Here is a 17,091-nt window from a genome sequence, read left to right on the forward strand (position 1 = left end):
CGCGCGTCGTGGGCGCTCGCGCGGGCCTCCCCCGCCGCGTGCCACGCTCCCGGGCCGCCCGCCGCCGTAAGGACCCGCACGCCGGGCGTGCCGACCGGTCCGCCCGGGACTCGGTGGGGCGCGGCCGGTCCGCCCCGGCGTATCCTTCGCTCCGGCCGCGGGGCGTATCGTTCGTCCCGGCCGGCCGTCGGCCCCGGCCCGGAGGCGTCCCCGCCGCCGGCGGCGGCGCTCACGGACGGTTCGGCCGGAACCGGACAGGGAGGCGACGGCTGACGGAACGTGAGCACGTCCTCGGGGCCGCGGACCGACTCCTTCTCATGTCCGGAACCTGTCAGTCAATGGGATTCCGCGGAACGGGCGTCCGGATATCGGTATCCGGGATCCGGATGATGCGTTAACAGTCCGTTTCGCGGGTGTCTGTCTGTGGCACTTTTGTCCGGATTTCGAAGCTCCGCGCGTAGATGATGTGACCAAAGCGAGACCCTTTAAGTGTGGTTTACGCGGCTGAGGTGCTCAATCATGGGGTCCATTGAGCTCGGGTCAATGGGTCACGCGCTGTGGGGAGCGCTGGCCTACGAGCGCACGTGGGGGTATCGGGTCTCACCGCTGTCAGGGGTGTCAGCGCGCATCCCGGTGCCCTCTCTCGTAGTGACAGTGACTCCTGAGGAGGCAAACCCATGCGCGGTGCCAAGAGCGCCAAGTGGGTCGCGCTGGCCGCGGTCGTGGCGATGGCCGCGACCGCCTGTGGCGGCGGCGACGACGACAAGGACAGCAAGGGGGAGGGCTCTGGCGGCGGCATCGTAAGGGCCTCCTGGACCGACCCGCAGAACCCGCTTGAGCCGTCGAACACCAATGAGGTGCAGGGCGGCAAGGTTCTGGACATGATCTTCCGCGGTCTCATGGAGTACGACCCCAAGACCGGCGAGGCCAAGCAGGCCATGGCCGAGTCGATCGAGACCAAGGACCAGCAGACCTTCACCTTCAAGCTGAAGAAGGGCTGGAAGTTCAGCGACGGGACCCCGGTCACCGCCAAGTCCTACGTCGATGCCTGGAACTACGGGGCGCACATCGACAACAAGCAGCTCAACTCGTACTTCTTCTCGGACATCGAGGGTTACGACGACGTCCACCCGGCCGAGGAAGGCGCCAAGGCCAAGGCCGAGACCATGTCCGGCCTGAAGGTCGTGGACGAGCACACCTTCACCGTGAAGCTGAAGGAGAAGTTCTCCACCTGGCCGCAGCGTCTGGGTTACAAGGCCTACTCGCCGCTGCCGGAGGCCTTTTTCAAGGACCACGACGGCTGGCTGAAGAAGCCGGTCGGCAACGGCCCGTACAAGGTGGACTCGTACAAGAAGGGCACCGGGATGAAGCTCTCGGTGAACGAGTCCTACGCCGGTGCCGAGAAGCCCAAGAACAAGGGCGTGGAGCTGAAGGTCTACACCGACTTCAACACCGCCTACAACGAGGTCATGTCCGGTGACCTCGACGTGCTGGACGACGTGCCCGCCGGTCAGCTCGCCAACGTCGAGCAGGACATGCAGGGCCGCTACATCAACCAGCCGGCCGGTATCATCCAGGCGATCACCTTCCCGCTCTACGACAAGGGCTGGAGCTCCAAGAAGGCGGTCAAGGTTCGCCAGGGCATCTCCATGGCGATCAACCGCGAGGAGATCACCAAGACGATCTTCCAGAACACCCGCACCCCGGCCACCGACTTCACCTCGCCGGTGCTCGGCGCGGCCGGTGGCTACTCGAAGGACATCTGCGGCGAGTTCTGCACGTACAACCCCGAGAAGGCCAAGAAGCTCATCCAGGAGGGTGGCGGCATCCCGGGCGGTCAGATGGTGCTGTCGTCCAACATCGACACCGGTTCGCACAAGGACTGGATGGACGCCGTCTGCAACAGCATCAACAAGGTGCTGGACGACAAGGACGCCTGCCGGGTGAACCCGGTCGGTACCTTCGCCGACTTCCGTGACCAGATCACCAAGGACCAGATGAAGGGTCCGTTCCGGTCCGGTTGGCAGATGGACTACCCGCTGATCGACAACTTCCTGACCCCGATCTACAAGACCGGTGGCAGCAGCAACGACGGCTCCTACAGCAACAAGGAGTTCGACAAGCTGATCGACAAGGCGAACGCCGAGGCCGACACCACCAAGGCGATCAAGCTGTACCAGGACGCCGAGAAGATCCTGTTCCAGGACATGCCGGGCATCGCGCTGTGGTACCAGAACGGTAGCGGCGCCTACTCCGACAAGGTGGACAACGTGGCGCTGGACGCGTTCAGCGTTCCCGTCTTCAAGGACATCACCGTCAAGTAAGTGGCAGACGGGCCTTCTAGCACCACCGGAAGGCCCGTCAGCCATGCCCAGCAGGAGCCGGCAGCCGTGGGGCTCACACCCATAGACCTCGGCTGCCGCGCTTCGGAAAACCCTTGAAGGAGTTCCCATGGGGCGCTACGTCATCAGACGACTGCTCCAGATGATCCCGGTCTTCATCGGGACCACGTTCATCATCTTCGCGATGGTCTATGCGTTGGGTGACCCCATCGCGGCCATGTTCGGTGACAGAGCGCCCGATCCGGCGACTCTCGCCCGGATCCGCGCGGAACTGAACCTCGACAAGCCGATGGTGGAGCAGTACGTGCTCTACATGGGCAACATCTTCTCCGGCGACTTCGGCCAGGCGTTCAACGGCCAGCAGGTCACCGAGCTGATGGGCGAGGCGTTCCCGGTGACGATGCGGCTCACCCTCGTCGCGATCACCATCGAGATCGTGCTCGGCATCGGCCTCGGCCTGGTCAGCGGTCTGCGCCGCGGCAAGCTGGTGGACACCATCACGCTCATCGGCACCCTGGTCGTCATCTCCATCCCGGTCTTCGTCATCGGGTACCTGGCGCAGTACTTCCTCGCCGTCGAGTGGGACATCATCGATCCGGCGGTCTCGTCCGACGCCACCTTCGAAGAACTGATCGTGCCGGGCTTCGTGCTCGCCGGTCTCTCGCTCGCCTACATCACCCGGCTCACCCGGGCCTCGGTGGCGGAGAACCTGCGCGCCGACTACCTGCGCACGGCCAAGGCCAAGGGCCTGCCGCGCAGCCGCGTCATCGGCGTCCACCTGCTGCGCAACTCGCTCATCCCGGTGGTCACCTTCATCGGTACCGATGTCGGCGCACTGATGGGCGGCGCCATCGTCACCGAGCGGATCTTCAACATCCACGGTGTGGGCTACCAGCTGTGGAACGGCGTGCTGCGTGGCAACTCGCCGACCGTGGTCGGCTTCGTGACGATCCTGGTGCTCGTCTTCCTCCTCGCCAACCTGCTCGTCGACCTGCTGTACGCGGTCTTGGACCCGAGGATCCGGTATGCCTGACCAGATCGAGATCACCCCAGACGCCAAGACGGACGCGGCCCCCGCGGCCGTCGCCGGCGCCGCCAAGCCGGGCACCGAGTGGGAGAAGCCGCGCAGCCTGTGGAACGACGCCTGGCGTCAGCTCCGCCGCAACCCGGTCTTCATCATCTCGGCGCTGCTGATCCTGGCGCTGATCGTCATGGCGATCTGGCCGGGGCTGTTCACCTCCACCGACCCGCGGGACTGCGAGCTGTCGAAGTCCCGCCAGGGCAGCGAGTCCGGGCACCCCTTCGGGTACGACCTCCAGGGCTGTGACGTGTACGCGCGCACCATCTTCGGTGCCCGTGCCTCGGTGACCGTCGGCATCTGCGTGACCATCGGTGTCGCGCTGCTCGGCGGCATCCTCGGCGGTCTCGCCGGATACTTCGGCGGCTGGTGGGACTCGCTGCTGTCCCGCCTCACCGACATCTTCTTCGGCATCCCGCTGCTCCTGGGCGGCCTGGTCTTCCTCTCCGTGATCGAGGGCGGCAGCATCTGGACCGTCATCGGGTTCATGATCGCGCTGAGCTGGCCACAGATCGCCCGTATCGCGCGGAGTTCGGTGATCACCGTCAAGCAGCAGGACTACGTCCAGGCTGCCCGCGCCCTCGGCGCCGGCACCACCCGGATCCTGCTGCGGCACATCCTGCCGAACGCGGTCGCCCCGGTGATCGTGGTGGCGACCATCGCCCTGGGCATGTACATCTCGGTCGAGGCGACTCTGTCCTACCTGGGCGTCGGCCTCAAGCCGCCGACCGTCTCCTGGGGCCAGGACATCTCCACGGCCGCCCAGCAGTACCGCAACGCGCCGCACATGCTGCTGTGGCCCGCGGGCGCGCTGAGTGTCACGGTCCTGTCCTTCATCATGCTCGGCGACGCGGTCCGCGACGCCCTCGACCCCAAGCTGCGCTGAGGGAGGCGTACGTGACCACCATCGAAAAGACCGACTCGGTCCCGGCGCCGCGCGCCGGGGGCGAGGACGACACCCCGCTGCTGGAAGTCCGCGACCTGCACGTGGAGTTCCACACCCGTGACGGCGTGGCCAAGGCCGTCAACGGCGTCAATTACACCGTCAACCCGGGTGAGACCCTCGCGGTGCTCGGCGAGTCCGGCTCCGGCAAGTCGGTGACCGCCCAGGCCATCATGGGCATCCTGGACATGCCGCCCGGGAAGATCCCGCAGGGCGAGATCCTCTTCCGCGGCCAGGACATGCTGAAGATGTCCGAGGAGCAGCGGCGGAAGATCCGCGGCCGGCGGATCGCCATGATCTTCCAGGACGCACTCTCCTCGCTGAACCCGGTGCTCTCCGTCGGCTACCAGCTCGGCGAGATGTTCCGGGTCCACCAGGGCCTGTCCAAGAAGGAAGCCCGGGCCAAGTCCATCGAGCTGATGGACCGGGTGCGCATCCCGGCCGCCAAGGAGCGGGTGAGCGACTATCCGCACCAGTTCTCCGGTGGTATGCGGCAGCGCATCATGATCGCGATGGCGCTGGCGCTGGAGCCGGACCTGATCATCGCGGACGAGCCGACCACGGCGCTGGACGTGACGGTGCAGGCGCAGGTGATGGACCTGCTCGCGGAGCTGCAGCGCGAGTTCAACATGGGTCTGATCCTCATCACCCACGACCTGGGTGTGGTCGCGGACGTGGCCGACAAGATCGCGGTGATGTACGCGGGCCGGATCGTGGAGACCGCTCCGGTGCATGAGCTGTACAAGCGGCCCGCCCACCCGTACACCCGGGGTCTGCTGGACTCCATCCCGCGGCTGGACCAGAAGGGCCAGGAGCTCTTCGCCATCAAGGGCCTGCCGCCCAACCTGCTCAAGATCCCGGCGGGCTGCGCGTTCAACCCGCGCTGCACCAAGGCGCAGGACATCTGCCGCTCCGAGGTGCCGGCCCTGCACCAGGTGACCGAGCGGGACGGCACCGCCCTGCCGGGTCGCGGCAGCGCGTGCCACTTCTGGAAGGAGACGATCCATGGCTGAGCTGAAGAAGAACGCCAAGGCCGTGGACGAGCCGGCGGACGCCACCCCGAACACCACCGAGGTGGAGAAGGTCGACGCCGGCACCGAGGAGGAGGCGGTCGCCGCCATCGAGGCCCCGGTGGACCGCGGTGAACCGATCCTCCAGGTCCGCAACCTGGTCAAGCACTTCCCGCTGACCCAGGGCATCCTGTTCAGGAAGCAGGTCGGCGCGGTCAAGGCCGTGGACGGCGTCTCCTTCGACCTCTACCAGGGCGAGACCCTGGGCATCGTCGGCGAGTCCGGCTGTGGCAAGTCCACCGTCGCCAAGCTGCTGATGACCCTGGAGACCGCCACCGCCGGTGAGGTCTTCTACAAGGGCCAGGACATCACCAAGCTGTCCGGGCGCGCGCTGAAGGCGGTCCGCCGGAACATCCAGATGGTGTTCCAGGACCCGTACACCTCGCTCAACCCGCGGATGACGGTCGGCGACATCATCGGCGAGCCGTTCGAGATCCACCCCGAGGTGGCCCCGAAGGGCGACCGGATCCGCAAGGTCCAGGAACTGCTGGACGTGGTGGGCCTCAACCCGGAGTACATCAACCGGTACCCGCACCAGTTCTCCGGCGGTCAGCGGCAGCGCATCGGCATCGCCCGCGGCCTGGCGCTCAACCCGGAGATCATCATCTGCGACGAGCCGGTCTCGGCGCTGGACGTCTCCGTCCAGGCGCAGGTCGTCAACCTGATGGAGAAGCTGCAGGACGAGTTCAACCTCTCCTACATCTTCATCGCGCACGACCTGTCCATCGTCCGGCACATCTCCGACCGCGTCGGCGTGATGTACCTGGGCAAGATGGCCGAGATCGGTACCGACGTCGAGATCTACGACCACCCGACGCACCCCTACACCCAGGCGCTGCTGTCGGCGGTCCCGGTCCCCGACCCGGAGTCGCGCGAGGGCCGCGAGCGCATCATCCTCACCGGTGACGTGCCGTCGCCCGCCAACCCGCCGTCCGGCTGCCGCTTCCGCACCCGCTGCTGGAAGGCGCAGGACAAGTGCGCCGAGGAGGTGCCGCTGCTGGCCGTCCCCGAGCGCTTCAAGGGGAAGAAGACCCCCGCGGCGCACGAGTCGGCGTGCCACTTCGCGGAGGAGAAGGACGTGGTCCACGCGTGACAGCTCCCCGCTGAGGGACGTCCGTACGCCGGCGCCCGGGCCCGTGGTTCCCCCCACGGACCCGGGCGCCGGCGTTTCCGTCCCTACCGCCGGGCGGGTCCGGCCCCGGTCAGCCCCGCCCCGCGACCTCGCGCCGTGCCGCGCGCACCAGATCGCGGATCTCGGAGGCGGCCCCGCGGACCGCCTCCGGGGACTTTGCCCCGGCGGCGATCCGTTCCAGCTCCCGGAGCCGCGCGGCGCGGCGCGGCAGGCGCCGCAGTGCCACGAAGACCGCCCAGCGGTGGAGAAGGTCCCGCACGGGAGAGACGCTGTCCTCCCGTGCCGCCCGGCGCCAGGCGTCGTGGACCTCTTCCTCGAACCGCGCGGCCGCCGCCGGATCGATCCGCCGGATCGCGGCTGCCAACCCGTCCTCGGTGAGCGGGGGCATCGGGAACAGCGGCCGGTCGCCGTCGGGCACGGGATGCCGGGGCACGGTGCTACTCCGCGGGCTGCGGCTTGGCGGCCATCGTGAACCAGACGGCCTTGCCGTTGGGATACCGGTCCACTCCCCAGTCGTCGGCGCACGACTTCACCAGCGCCAGCCCCCGCCCGCCCTCGTCGTCCGGCCCGACGGCCCGTGGTCGTGGCAGCCCGGGCGCGGTGTCCCAGACCGCCACCCGCAGGTCGGGTGGCTCCGGCTCCCACTCCATGCTGATGTACGTGTCGGTGGTGGTGTGGTGGTACGCGTTGGTCGCCAGCTCCGACACGAGCAGTTCGGCCGTGTCCGCGATGCAGGTGAGCCGGGCCGCCTTGAGCACACTGCGGATCGTCGCTCTGACGACGCCGACCGCGCGGGGGTCGTGCGGGATGAACAGCCCGTAGGACCAGGCTTCTTCGGGCGTGCGCATGGGGCAGCCTCCAGTTGAGTGCCTTCTGTGACTGGCGCCATACTTAAGGTAGCGAGTGAGGTTGTAACCCCACAACCTGATGCCGTGAGAGGTGAGGAATTCATGGGTCTGCGGGCCAAGCCGACGTACCGTCAGCGCCGGTTCGGGGCGGAGGTTCGCAGTCTCCGCGAGCGTGCTGGCCTCACCGCAGGTGAAGCTGCTGAGGTGATGGGCATGCGGAAGGAACACATCAGCAACGTGGAGTCCGGTCGTACCAGCCTGTCGCCCGAGCGAGTGCACGCCCTCGTTGCCGCGGGTGGTGGCGAGGATGCTACCTATATCGATGAGCTGATCAGTCTGGGACAAGCCTCGGGCAAGGGATGGTGGAGCGAGTACAGGAACCGTCTTCGGCCCTCCTTGCTCGACATCGCAGAACTGGAGGCCGGCGCAGAGCGCATCATCTGCTACGAGCCGATGTTCATCCCGGGGCTTCTCCAGTCACACGCGTACGCGACGGCTGGTTTCAGGGGTGGCTATGCCGGCGCGTCACGGGAAGAGCAGGACCTCGACGTCGAGTTCCGCATGCAGCGTCAGCGGATACTGCGAGGGGATGCGCCCGTGCATCTCCACGCCGTTATCTATGAAGCCGCGCTTCATGCCACCTTCGGCGACCGCCGGATCATGCGGGACCAGTTGCTTCGGCTCGTCGAAGCCTCTCGGTGTCCCAACGTGACGATTCAGATCCTGCCCTTCGACGGGCCGGTGGCCTTCGGCACCTCGTTCACCCTTGCCGAGCACCAGGTGCCGAAGCTCAGTACTGTCGTCGTGGCGCACATCGAGAAGTCCCTCTATCTGGGAGACGCCGACTCCCTGACCAGGTACAGGCAATGGTTCGCTAGCCTGAGCGAGGCGGCCTTGCCTCCTGTGGACGCCAGTGTCCAACCCGAGGCGCATCTCGCGAAGAATTCCCTGGGGTTGATCCAGCGGTTGCTGTACCCCTTGCTCTAGGAGACGTGAATGTCCCAGCTTGCCTGGCGGAAGTCGAGCTTCAGCGAACCCGGCTCCGACACCTGCGTCGAAGTCGCCGCTATGCCCTCCTGCGGGGCCTTGCTCCGCGAGAGCGACGACCCCGGCACCGTCATCGCCACCACCCCCGCCGCGCTGCGGGCCCTCGTGCGGGCGGTCAAGCGGGGGCGGTTCGACGGCCCGGCCCGCTGACGCCGGCCACCCGCCGGTGAGGGCGGCTTCGGCCCGGCTCCCGCGACGGCCGTACCGGCACCACCACCTACGACTCGTTCGGGGAGAAGGTCACCGTCACCGTGCCCGGCAACACGATGCCGATGGACGAGTTCCGCAAGCAGGTCGCGGGTTACTAGAGCCTGTCCGGTGGTCGTCCGACCGGTCTTGCCGGTAGCCGGTCTCCGTGCCGGGGGTTACCCCCACCCCCGAGTGGTGGCTCGCCGGATGGGCAACGCCACCTGCGTGGAGTGATCGTGTACCGCAGGTCTTCCGTTCCCCGGGCAGCGACGGCACGACACGCAGCGGCGCCGATCGACTTTCCTGGTGGACGCTCCGGAAGACCACGTGGCGGATCACGGAGGGGGAACGGTGAAGAGGACCACGGAGCACGCCCTGGCGCGCCGTACGCTGCTGGCCGGAACGGTGGCGGCGATGGCGTGGGGATCTGGGAGGGCCGTCGCCGGCGGGTGGAGGGGGCCGGTGACACAAAGCGCGGTGGACGCCGAGGTGACGGGCCTGGAGCGCGGGCTGATCGAGCTGCGGCGGGACCTCCACCGGCACCCCGAGATGCCGGGGCAGGAGTGGCGTACCGCCGGTGTGGTGGCCCGGGAGCTGCGAGCGGCCGGGCTGGCCGTCACCACCGGGGTGGGTGGCCACGGCGTCGTCGGCATCCTGCGCGGCGCACGTCCGGGCCGGACGGTCGCGTACCGGGCGGACATGGACGCGGTGCCGCCCAAGGACATCGTCGGGGGCGGCCCGGCACCGGCCCACGCCTGCGGGCACGACATCCACACCACGGTGGCCCTCGGCGCCGCACAGGTCCTGGCACGGCTGAGGCGGCGACTGAGTGGAACGGTGGTGTTCCTCTTCCAGCCTGCCGAGGAGACTCTCTCCGGAGCCCGCGCAGTGATCGACGCGGGCGTCCTGGGGCGCACCGGCGTCGAGGAGATCCACGCACTGCACTGCGGGCCGTTCCCCGTCGGTGAGTTCGCCGTGACCCCGGGCTACGGGATGCCGGGCCAGGACAAGGCGGAGGTGACCCTCTCCGGGCCGGACGCGCACGATGCCGCGCGGCGCCTGGCCGCCGAGATCGGCGCGCTCGCCACGGTGTCTCTCCCGCAGACCCCTGCGGACATCGAGCGGATCGTCGCCGACGCCCAGATGCCCAACGGGCCGCTGGCCCGGTTCGTGGCCGTTCGGGCCGGCGCACAGGAGGCAAGGGTGAACGTGTCCTACCGCTGCTGGCCGCAGGAGCGGTACACGGAGGTACGCGAGGACATTCGCCGACTGGCCACCTCGTACGCGGGGGCCGAGGTGCACTTCCCCACCGGGCCGTTCCCCGCCATGGTCTGCCCGGAGCACGACGCCCGCATGCTCGCCCGCCACCTGCGCCGCACACTGGGCCGGGATGCCGTCACCGTGCTCCACGCCGCGTTCCCTCCCTTCAGCGGCGAGGACTTCGCCCTCTACCTGGACCGCGTCCCCGGCACGTACACCTTCCTCGGCGTCCGTACCCCCGGCGCACCCATCACCACGGCCTACCCGCACTACCCCGACTTCGCCCCGGACGAGCGAGCCATCGGCATCGGCGTACGGGCGATGACGGGCTGGATCGCACAGCGGACCCACAGGGCTCAGGAGCTGCCCGGCGGGTACGGCCTGTCCGGCGGGTCATGAGCGGAGCCGGAGGCGGATGGCGGCAACGGTCGCCTGCGGCATGCTGATGGGCACGGCGGGAGGTCGCGTCGACGCTGACCGGACTCCGGCCGATCCGCCCTTCCGCACCGGCACCGGCCTGGATGTCTCGTAGGTGCCTTTCCCACGTGCCGTCGGCTGACCACCTGTGATGCCTGTCGGACACGGTCTTCCCGTCCCGAACCGAGGAGCGGCCGGCCGCCGGGTGCCCCGCCGGCCGGGCCATGCCCGGTTGGCGCCGTGCCCGGCCCGCGCCCGAGTGCCGCCGCGTCCGGTGCGGGCCGGGGGCGCCGATGTCCGGTGTGGGCCGGGGCCGGTCCGGGGCGCCCGTCCGGCGGCGCGGACGGACGGGCCCCCGGTGGTCGCCGGGGCACCCGGACGGTCAGTCGAGCCGGTCCCCGAGCGACTCCAGCAGCGTGCGCAAGGTGTCGGCGAGGGTGTCCCGTTCGGGCCCGCTGAGCGCCGCGATCAGCCGTCGCTGGGTCTCCACGTGATCGGGCAGCGCCTGGTCGATGAGGGCGCGGCCCTCCTCGGTGAGGGCGACCAGGACGACCCGCCGGTCGGTCTCGCCGGGGGAGCGGGTCACCAGGCCGCGGGCCTCCAGACGGTCCAGCCGCTGGGTGATCGCGCCCGAGGTCACCATGGACGCCAGCATCAGTTCGGCCGCGGTCAGCCCGTGCGGCGGGTTGCTGCGGCGCAGGGTGGCCAGGACGTCGAAGGACGCCGGGTCGAGGCCGTGCGCCGCGAAGGTGCGGCGCTGCTCGGCGTCGATCAGCCGGCCCAGCCGCTTCAGCCGGCCCAGCACCGCCATCGGCGACACATCGAGGTCCGGGCGCTCGGCGCCCCACTGCTGGAGGACGCGGTCCACGTGATCGGTCATCGGGGCAGTCTAGCCAGATGTCTTAGCGGTGAGATACATTGTCTTAGTGCTAAGGAATCGGATCGGGATCGTTCTGGCGACCGCGCTAGCGCCCGCCATCTGGGGGACCACCTACCTGGTCACCACCGAGCTGCTGCCGCCGGACCGGCCGCTGCTCGCCGCGACGGCGCGCGCCCTCCCGGCGGGCCTGCTGCTGGTGCTGTTCACCCGGCGGCTGCCGCGGGGGGCCTGGTGGTGGCGGGCAGCGGTGCTCGGCGCGCTGAACATAGGCGTCTTCTTCGCCCTGCTCTTCGTCGCCGCCTACCGGCTGCCCGGCGGGGTCGCCGCGACCATCACCGCGATCCAGCCGCTGCTGGTGGCCGGCCTCGCCTCCGGGCTGCTCGGCGAGCGGCTGACCGGGCGGACCATAGCTGCCGGACTCGCCGGGGTGGCGGGGGTGAGCGTGCTGGTGCTCCGCGCCGACGCCCGGCTGGACGCCCTCGGGGTCGCGGCGGCGCTGGGCAGTGCGGTGGTCATGGCCACCGGCGTGGTCCTCAGCAAGCGGTGGACCTCCCCGGCCCCGCTGCTCGCCACCACCGGCTGGCAGCTGGTCGCCGGTGGGCTGCTGCTCCTTCCGGTCACCCTGGCCGTGGAGGGCCCGCCGCCCGCCGCCCTCACCGGCGAGAACATCGCGGGGTACGCCTACCTCGCCACCGTCGGCGCGGCCCTCGCCTACGCGCTGTGGTTCCGTGGGATACGCGCCCTGCCGCCGACCGACGTGGCGTTCCTGGGTCTGCTGAGTCCGCTGGTCGCCACCACGCTCGGGTGGCTCGCGCTCGACCAGCGGCTGACCGTGCCGCAGGTGCTGGGCGGGCTGGTGGTCCTCGCCGCGCTGATCGCGGCGCAGACCGCCCGTCGGCCGGCGCAGGGGCCTTCTCCCGTGCGGGCCTCCGGCGGCGGGGTGGCCACCGGCGTGGCGGGAGGTGCGGGCGCCGGGGTGGCGGACGGCCCTCCGCCGGCGGGTTCCGTGCCGGCCGGTTCCGGGGCGGTCGGCTCGGTGCCGGTGGGCTCCGGAGCGGTCGGTCCGCGCCGGCCGACGCCGCGGTGAAGCGGCGGTCCGGCCCGGCCGCCCCTCACCGGCTGCCGGCCCCGGCGGCCCGCCCCTTCCGTCCACCCTGGACCCGTACTCCGGCCCGCCGCCACCCTCGTCCACCCCGGCACGCCCCACGGACCTCGGTCCGTCCGCCCCCTCCGTCGTCCTCCGTCGTCCTCCGTCCCGTCGTACACAAGGAGCTGACCGTCGTGCGTATCACTGTTTTCGGAGCCGCTGGGAGCGTGGGCAGCCGCGTGGTGGCCGAAGCCCTGTCCCGCGGCCACCAGGTGACCGCCGTGGTCCGCGACCCGTCCCGCTTCGCCGGCCTGCCGGAGGCCGCCGTGCCGCGGGCCGGTGACGCCTCCGACGCCGCGGCGGTGGCGCGGCTGAGCGCCGGTCAGGACGTGGTGGTGGGAGCCACCCGCCCGGCGCCCGGCCGGGAGAGCGAGCTGGCCGTGGTCGCCGGCGCGCTGCTGGCCGGGACCGCCGAGGCCGGGGCGCGGCTGCTGCTGGTCGGCGGCGCGGGCAGCCTGGTCGTCCCCGGCACCGGCGGGACCACCGTGATCGACGCCCCCGACTTCCCCGCCGACTGGCGGAGCATCGCACTGGCCTGCGGCGAGCAGTTCGCCGCCTGCCGTGCCGACACCCGGGCCGACTGGGCCTACCTGAGCCCGCCCGCCGTCCTGGAGCCGGGCGTGCGCACCGGGACGTACCGGCTGGGCGCCGACGAACTGGTGGTGGACGCCGACGGCAACTCCGCCATATCCATGGAGGACCTCGCGGTGGCGCTCATCGACGAGGCCGAGCGGCCCCGGCACCACCGGGTGCGGTTCACGGTCGGCTACTGAGCGGACGGCTGCTGAGCGGGCGGGGCGCCCGTCGCCGTGCGCCACGGGGTTCCCGTGGGGGCTGCCCCTCTTCGCCGGGCGCACCCGCCCGTCCGGGGTTCGGCCCGTCCGGGTGGCCGTTCCTCTCAGGCGCTGCTCTCCTCGGGGGCCCCTGGAGAGGTCCGGCCCGGCGTGAGGTTCTGCCCGCCCCGGCGGCAGCCGGGATCCGCTGCCGGTCCAACGGGGGAAACACCCGCCCCACCGATCCGATAAAGGTGCATTTCATACCTTTTTGGGGTCTCATGTGGGAACCGAGGACAGGACGGACCGCAAGCCCTGAAGGAGGCCCTCCATGCGCGGAGCCACGCCCACCGGTGCGGGCACCAGCCCGCCGGCGCCGGTACGGACGACCGCCGGTACCGGTGCGGGCGGTACCGGTACGGGCGGGGCCGGCGCGCGCCGGAGCGTGTGTCTCCGGTGGGCCGCGTGCCTGGTGGCGGTCGCCGCGGCGGCCACGGCCTGCGGGGGCGGCGACGGCGGGGGCGGTGGGGGCGGCTCGGTGGTCCGGGCCTCCTGGGGCGACCCGCAGAACCCCCTGGAACCGGCCAACACCAACGAGGTCCAGGGCGGCAAGGTCCTCGACATGGTCTTCCGCGGACTCAAGCGGTACGACCCGGTCACCGGCGAGGCCAAGGACATGGTCGCCGAGCGGATCGAGACCAGCGACCAGCAGAACTACACCGTCACCATCAAACCCGGCTGGAAGTTCAGCAACGGCGAGAAGGTCACCGCCAAGTCCTTCGTGGACGCCTGGAACTACGGCGCGCTCCTGGACAACCAGCAGCGCAACGCCTACTTCTTCGAGTACATCGAGGGCTACGACAAGGTCCACCCCACCGAGGGCCGGCCGACCGCCAAGACCCTCTCCGGCCTGACCGTGAAGGACGACCGCACCTTCACCGTCAAGCTCACCCAGAAGTTCTCCACCTGGCCCGAGACCCTCGGCTACAACGCCTTCGCCCCGCTGCCCCGGGCGTTCTTCGACGACCACGACGCCTGGGTGAAGAAGCCGATCGGCAACGGCCCCTACCTGGTGGACGCGTACACCCGCGGCTCGGTGATGAAACTCCGCAGGTGGGACGGGTACCAAGGCCCGGACAAGGCGCGCAACGACGGGGTGGACCTGCGGGTCTACACCGACAACAACACCGCCTACACCGACCTCCAGGCCGGCAACCTCGACCTGGTGGACGACATCCCCGCCTCCCAGCTGACCAACGTCAAGAGCGACCTCGGCGACCGCTACATCAACCAGCCGGCGGGCATCATCCAGACCCTCGCCTTCCCGTTCTACGACAAGAGGTGGGGCGGCCCGGGCACCGACAAGCTGCGCCGCGGCCTCTCCATGGCGATCAACCGCGAGCAGATCACCGACCGCATCTTCCAGAAGACCCGTACCCCCGCCACCGACTGGACCTCCCCGGTCCTCGGCAAGGACGGCGGATACCAGTCCGGGGTGTGCGGCGACGCCTGCGAGTACGACCCCGAGCAGGCGAAGAAGCTGATCGACGAGGCCGGCGGCCTCCCCGGCGGCCGGGTCACCATCACCTACAACGCCGACACCGGCTCCCACAAGGACTGGGTGGACGCCGTCTGCAACAGCATCAACAACGCGCTGGACAAGTCCAAGGCCTGCGTCGGCAACCCCGTCGGCACCTTCGCCGACTTCCGCAACCAGATCACCGACCGGCAGATGAAGGGCCCGTTCCGCGCCGGCTGGCAGATGGACTACCCGCTCATCCAGAACTTCCTCCAGCCGCTGTACTACACCAACGCCTCCTCCAACGACGGCGGATGGAGCAACCAGCGGTTCGACGACCTGGTGGACCGGGCCAACGCCGAGGCCGACACCGCCAAGGCGATCAGCACCTTCCAGGACGCCGAAGGGGTCCTCGCCCAGGAGATGCCCGCGATCCCGCTGTGGTACCAGAACGGCAGCGCGGGATACTCCGACCGCCTCAGCGGGGTGAAACTCAACCCCTTCAGCGTCCCCGTCTACGACCAGATCAAGGTCAGCTGACCGGATGGGCCGCTATGTGATCCGGCGGCTGCTCCAGATGGTCCCGGTGTTCATCGGCAGCACGTTCCTGATCTTCTTCATGGTGTACGCGCTGGGGGACCCGGTCGCCGCGCTCTTCGGGGACCGGGCCCCGGACCCGGCCACCGCCGCCCGCATCCGCGAGGAGCTCTACCTCGACCAGCCGCTGTGGAAGCAGTACCTGCACTACATGGGGCAGATCTTCCAGGGCGACTTCGGCACCGCGTTCAACGGCGACGAGGTGCTCGACCTGATGCGCACCTCGTTCCCCGTCACCCTCCGGCTCACCCTGGTCGCCATCGTCATCGAGATCCTCGTGGGCATCACCCTGGGCGTCTTCAGCGGACTCCGCCGGGGCCGCGCCCTGGACACCTCGGTCCTCCTGCTCACCCTCGTCGTCGTCTCCATCCCGACCTTCGTCAGCGGCTACGTCCTGCAGTACCTGCTCGGCGTGAAGTGGGGCTGGGTCAGCCCCTCGGTGTCGCCCGAGGCCCCGCTCGACGAACTGCTGCTGCCCGGCGTCGTCCTCGCCCTCACCTCCCTGGCGTACGCCACCCGCCTCACCCGCACCTCGATCGCCGAGAACGTCCGCGCCGACTACCTGCGCACCGCCGTGGCCAAGGGGCTGCCGCGCCACCGCATCATCACCCGCCACCTGCTGCGCAACTCGCTGATCCCGGTCGTCACCTACATCGGCACCGACATCGGCGCGCTGATGGGCGGGGCCATCGTCACCGAGCGCATCTTCAACATCCACGGCGTGGGCTACCAGCTCTACCAGGGCATCCTGCGGCAGAACTCCCCGACCGTGGTCGGCTTCGTGACCGTCCTGGTGATCGTCTTCCTGCTGGCGAACCTGCTCGTGGACCTCCTCTACGCCGTGCTCGACCCGAGGATCCGCTATGCCTGAGCAGCCCTACGACCCCAAGGAGGCCGTGGCGCCCACCGGCGTCGGCGGCGCGATGGACCTGGCCACCGGTGAGGCCGAGAGCCTGGAGCGGGGACCCGGCCACGGGCAGGGCCCACCCCCCACCACCCGGGCCCGCAGCCTGTGGTCGGACGCCTGGCACGACCTGCTCCGCAACCCCGTCTTCATCCTCTCCGCCCTGGTCATCCTCTTCCTGGTGGTGATCGCCATCTGGCCGCAGGCCATCGCGGGGTCCGACCCCCTCAAGTGCGACCTCGCCAGGGCCCAGCAGGGCTCCGCCCCCGGCCACCCCTTCGGCTTCGACACCCAGGGCTGCGACGTGTACACCCGCACCGTGCACGGCGCCCGCGCCTCGATCACCGTGGGGATCTGCGCCACCACCGGCGCCGCGCTCCTCGGCAGCGTCCTGGGCGGGCTGGCCGGCTTCTTCGGCGGCTGGTGGGACGCGCTGCTCTCCCGGATCGCGGACGTCTTCTTCGGCATCCCGATCGTCCTGGGCGGCCTGGTCTTCCTCTCCGTGGTGACCAGCGGCTCCGTCTGGCCGGTCGTCGGATTCATCGTGCTGCTCGGCTGGCCGCAGATCGCCCGCATCGCCCGCGGCTCGGTGGTGACCGCCCGGCAGCACGACTACGTCCAGGCCGCGCGGGCGCTCGGCGCCGGCAACGGCCGCATGCTGCTGCGGCACATCGCCCCCAACGCCGTCGCCCCGGTCATCGTGGTCGCCACCATCGCCCTGGGCACCTACATCGCCCTGGAGGCGACGCTGTCCTTCCTCGGCGTCGGCCTCAAACCACCCACCGTCTCCTGGGGCATCGACATCTCCAACGCCTCCACGCACATCCGCAACGCCCCCCACATGCTGCTGTGGCCGGCCGGCGCGCTGAGCCTGACCGTGCTGGCGTTCATCATGCTCGGCGACGCCGTGCGCGACGCCCTCGACCCCAAACTGCGCTGAGGAGC

16 protein-coding genes and 1 pseudogene are annotated in these 17,091 nt (G+C 70.0%); 13 read left to right on the forward strand and 4 right to left on the reverse strand.

Annotation, left to right across the window (positions count from 1 at the left end; all coding sequences use genetic code 11):
* The first annotated feature begins 677 nt into the window (after window positions 1-677).
* The 5 genes from IHE55_RS19350 (at window position 678) to IHE55_RS19370 (ending at window position 6,526) form a co-directional block, all read left to right on the forward strand.
* Window positions 678-2,324, forward strand: a complete 1,647-nt coding sequence (locus tag IHE55_RS19350; RefSeq protein WP_197990165.1) for a peptide ABC transporter substrate-binding protein — start codon at window positions 678-680, stop codon at window positions 2,322-2,324.
* Between the two features lie 127 nt (window positions 2,325-2,451).
* A complete protein-coding gene (locus IHE55_RS19355) occupies window positions 2,452-3,375 on the forward strand; it encodes an ABC transporter permease (RefSeq protein ID WP_197990166.1) in 924 nt (307 codons plus the stop codon).
* Window positions 3,368-4,306 (forward strand): ABC transporter permease, encoded by a 939-nt coding sequence (locus IHE55_RS19360; RefSeq protein ID WP_197990167.1) that lies wholly within the window; start codon window positions 3,368-3,370, stop codon window positions 4,304-4,306. Before IHE55_RS19355 ends, IHE55_RS19360 begins: the two co-directional genes overlap by 8 nt.
* An 11-nt stretch (window positions 4,307-4,317) precedes the next feature.
* Window positions 4,318-5,376 carry an ABC transporter ATP-binding protein gene (locus IHE55_RS19365; RefSeq protein ID WP_197990168.1) on the forward strand — a complete coding sequence of 353 codons (1,059 nt, stop codon included), beginning with the start codon at window positions 4,318-4,320 and terminating at the stop codon, window positions 5,374-5,376.
* On the forward strand, window positions 5,369-6,526 hold the full coding sequence (locus tag IHE55_RS19370; RefSeq protein ID WP_197990169.1) for an ABC transporter ATP-binding protein: 1,158 nt from the start codon (window positions 5,369-5,371) through the stop codon (window positions 6,524-6,526). The genes IHE55_RS19365 and IHE55_RS19370 overlap by 8 nt, the downstream gene beginning before the upstream one ends.
* Window positions 6,527-6,635: 109 nt before the next feature.
* On the opposite strand, the gene IHE55_RS19375 is transcribed toward IHE55_RS19370, so the two are convergent.
* Together IHE55_RS19375 and IHE55_RS19380 are read right to left on the reverse strand one after the other, a co-directional pair.
* On the reverse strand, window positions 6,636-6,998 hold the full coding sequence (locus tag IHE55_RS19375) for a hypothetical protein (protein WP_197990170.1): 363 nt from the start codon (window positions 6,996-6,998) through the stop codon (window positions 6,636-6,638).
* Between the two features lie 4 nt (window positions 6,999-7,002).
* Complete coding sequence (locus IHE55_RS19380) at window positions 7,003-7,413, reverse strand: ATP-binding protein (RefSeq protein WP_197990171.1); 411 nt, start codon at window positions 7,411-7,413, stop codon at window positions 7,003-7,005.
* Window positions 7,414-7,497: 84 nt separating this feature from the next.
* Here IHE55_RS19380 and IHE55_RS19385 point away from each other — a divergent pair, with 84 nt between their 5' ends.
* The 3 genes from IHE55_RS19385 (at window position 7,498) to IHE55_RS19395 (ending at window position 10,308) form a co-directional block, all read left to right on the forward strand.
* Complete coding sequence (locus tag IHE55_RS19385; protein WP_307826742.1) at window positions 7,498-8,400, forward strand: helix-turn-helix domain-containing protein; 903 nt, start codon at window positions 7,498-7,500, stop codon at window positions 8,398-8,400.
* 9 nt (window positions 8,401-8,409) lie between these two features.
* Window positions 8,410-8,610 carry a DUF397 domain-containing protein gene (locus IHE55_RS19390; RefSeq protein WP_197990172.1) on the forward strand — a complete coding sequence of 67 codons (201 nt, stop codon included), beginning with the start codon at window positions 8,410-8,412 and terminating at the stop codon, window positions 8,608-8,610.
* 453 nt (window positions 8,611-9,063) lie between these two features.
* On the forward strand, window positions 9,064-10,308 hold the full coding sequence (locus IHE55_RS19395) for a M20 metallopeptidase family protein (protein ID WP_197992118.1): 1,245 nt from the start codon (window positions 9,064-9,066) through the stop codon (window positions 10,306-10,308).
* Window positions 10,309-10,321: 13 nt separating this feature from the next.
* On the opposite strand, the pseudogene IHE55_RS19400 reads toward IHE55_RS19395, so the two are convergent.
* Both IHE55_RS19400 and IHE55_RS19405 read right to left on the reverse strand, forming a co-directional pair.
* A pseudogene (locus IHE55_RS19400) lies at window positions 10,322-10,527 on the reverse strand (IS5/IS1182 family transposase); the annotation flags it as partial.
* A 181-nt stretch (window positions 10,528-10,708) separates the two neighbouring features.
* The gene (locus tag IHE55_RS19405; protein WP_197990173.1) at window positions 10,709-11,206 is read right to left on the reverse strand and encodes a MarR family winged helix-turn-helix transcriptional regulator; all 498 of its coding nucleotides are present in this window, start codon (window positions 11,204-11,206) and stop codon (window positions 10,709-10,711) included.
* A gap of 46 nt (window positions 11,207-11,252) precedes the next feature.
* Here IHE55_RS19405 and IHE55_RS19410 point away from each other — a divergent pair, with 46 nt between their 5' ends.
* The 5 genes from IHE55_RS19410 to IHE55_RS19430 all read left to right on the forward strand — a co-directional run bounded on the left by IHE55_RS19410 (window position 11,253) and on the right by IHE55_RS19430 (window position 17,086).
* Window positions 11,253-12,293: an EamA family transporter gene (locus IHE55_RS19410; protein ID WP_197990174.1), complete on the forward strand. Its 1,041-nt coding sequence runs from the start codon at window positions 11,253-11,255 to the stop codon at window positions 12,291-12,293.
* Window positions 12,294-12,487: 194 nt separating this feature from the next.
* Window positions 12,488-13,126 carry an NAD(P)-dependent oxidoreductase gene (locus IHE55_RS19415; protein WP_197990175.1) on the forward strand — a complete coding sequence of 213 codons (639 nt, stop codon included), beginning with the start codon at window positions 12,488-12,490 and terminating at the stop codon, window positions 13,124-13,126.
* 331 nt (window positions 13,127-13,457) lie between these two features.
* The gene (locus IHE55_RS19420) at window positions 13,458-15,185 is read left to right on the forward strand and encodes a peptide ABC transporter substrate-binding protein (protein ID WP_197990176.1); all 1,728 of its coding nucleotides are present in this window, start codon (window positions 13,458-13,460) and stop codon (window positions 15,183-15,185) included.
* 4 nt (window positions 15,186-15,189) lie between these two features.
* Entirely contained in the window at window positions 15,190-16,113 is a 924-nt protein-coding gene (locus tag IHE55_RS19425) for an ABC transporter permease (protein ID WP_197990177.1), read from the forward strand.
* Window positions 16,106-17,086, forward strand: a complete 981-nt coding sequence (locus tag IHE55_RS19430; RefSeq protein ID WP_197990178.1) for an ABC transporter permease — start codon at window positions 16,106-16,108, stop codon at window positions 17,084-17,086. Before IHE55_RS19425 ends, IHE55_RS19430 begins: the two co-directional genes overlap by 8 nt.
* Window positions 17,087-17,091: the final 5 nt, after the last annotated feature.

The sequence above is a fragment of the Streptomyces pactum genome (assembly GCF_016031615.1).
Lineage (GTDB): Bacteria > Actinomycetota > Actinomycetes > Streptomycetales > Streptomycetaceae > Streptomyces > Streptomyces pactus.

Bases quoted from the DNA above. Each gene is read 5' to 3' on its own strand.
- IHE55_RS19390 (WP_197990172.1), top strand. From the start codon at position 8,410: ATGTCCCAGCTTGCCTGGCGGAAGTCGAGCTTCAGCGAACCCGGCTCC.
- IHE55_RS19425 (WP_197990177.1), top strand. From the start codon at position 15,190: ATGGGCCGCTATGTGATCCGGCGGCTGCTCCAGATGGTCCCGGTGTTC.
- IHE55_RS19370 (WP_197990169.1), top strand. From the start codon at position 5,369: ATGGCTGAGCTGAAGAAGAACGCCAAGGCCGTGGACGAGCCGGCGGAC.
- IHE55_RS19380 (WP_197990171.1), bottom strand. From the start codon at position 7,413: ATGCGCACGCCCGAAGAAGCCTGGTCCTACGGGCTGTTCATCCCGCAC.
- IHE55_RS19405 (WP_197990173.1), bottom strand. From the start codon at position 11,206: ATGACCGATCACGTGGACCGCGTCCTCCAGCAGTGGGGCGCCGAGCGC.
- IHE55_RS19360 (WP_197990167.1), top strand. From the start codon at position 3,368: ATGCCTGACCAGATCGAGATCACCCCAGACGCCAAGACGGACGCGGCC.
- IHE55_RS19420 (WP_197990176.1), top strand. From the start codon at position 13,458: ATGCGCGGAGCCACGCCCACCGGTGCGGGCACCAGCCCGCCGGCGCCG.
- IHE55_RS19350 (WP_197990165.1), top strand. From the start codon at position 678: ATGCGCGGTGCCAAGAGCGCCAAGTGGGTCGCGCTGGCCGCGGTCGTG.
- IHE55_RS19395 (WP_197992118.1), top strand. From the start codon at position 9,064: ATGGCGTGGGGATCTGGGAGGGCCGTCGCCGGCGGGTGGAGGGGGCCG.
- IHE55_RS19355 (WP_197990166.1), top strand. From the start codon at position 2,452: ATGGGGCGCTACGTCATCAGACGACTGCTCCAGATGATCCCGGTCTTC.
- IHE55_RS19430 (WP_197990178.1), top strand. From the start codon at position 16,106: ATGCCTGAGCAGCCCTACGACCCCAAGGAGGCCGTGGCGCCCACCGGC.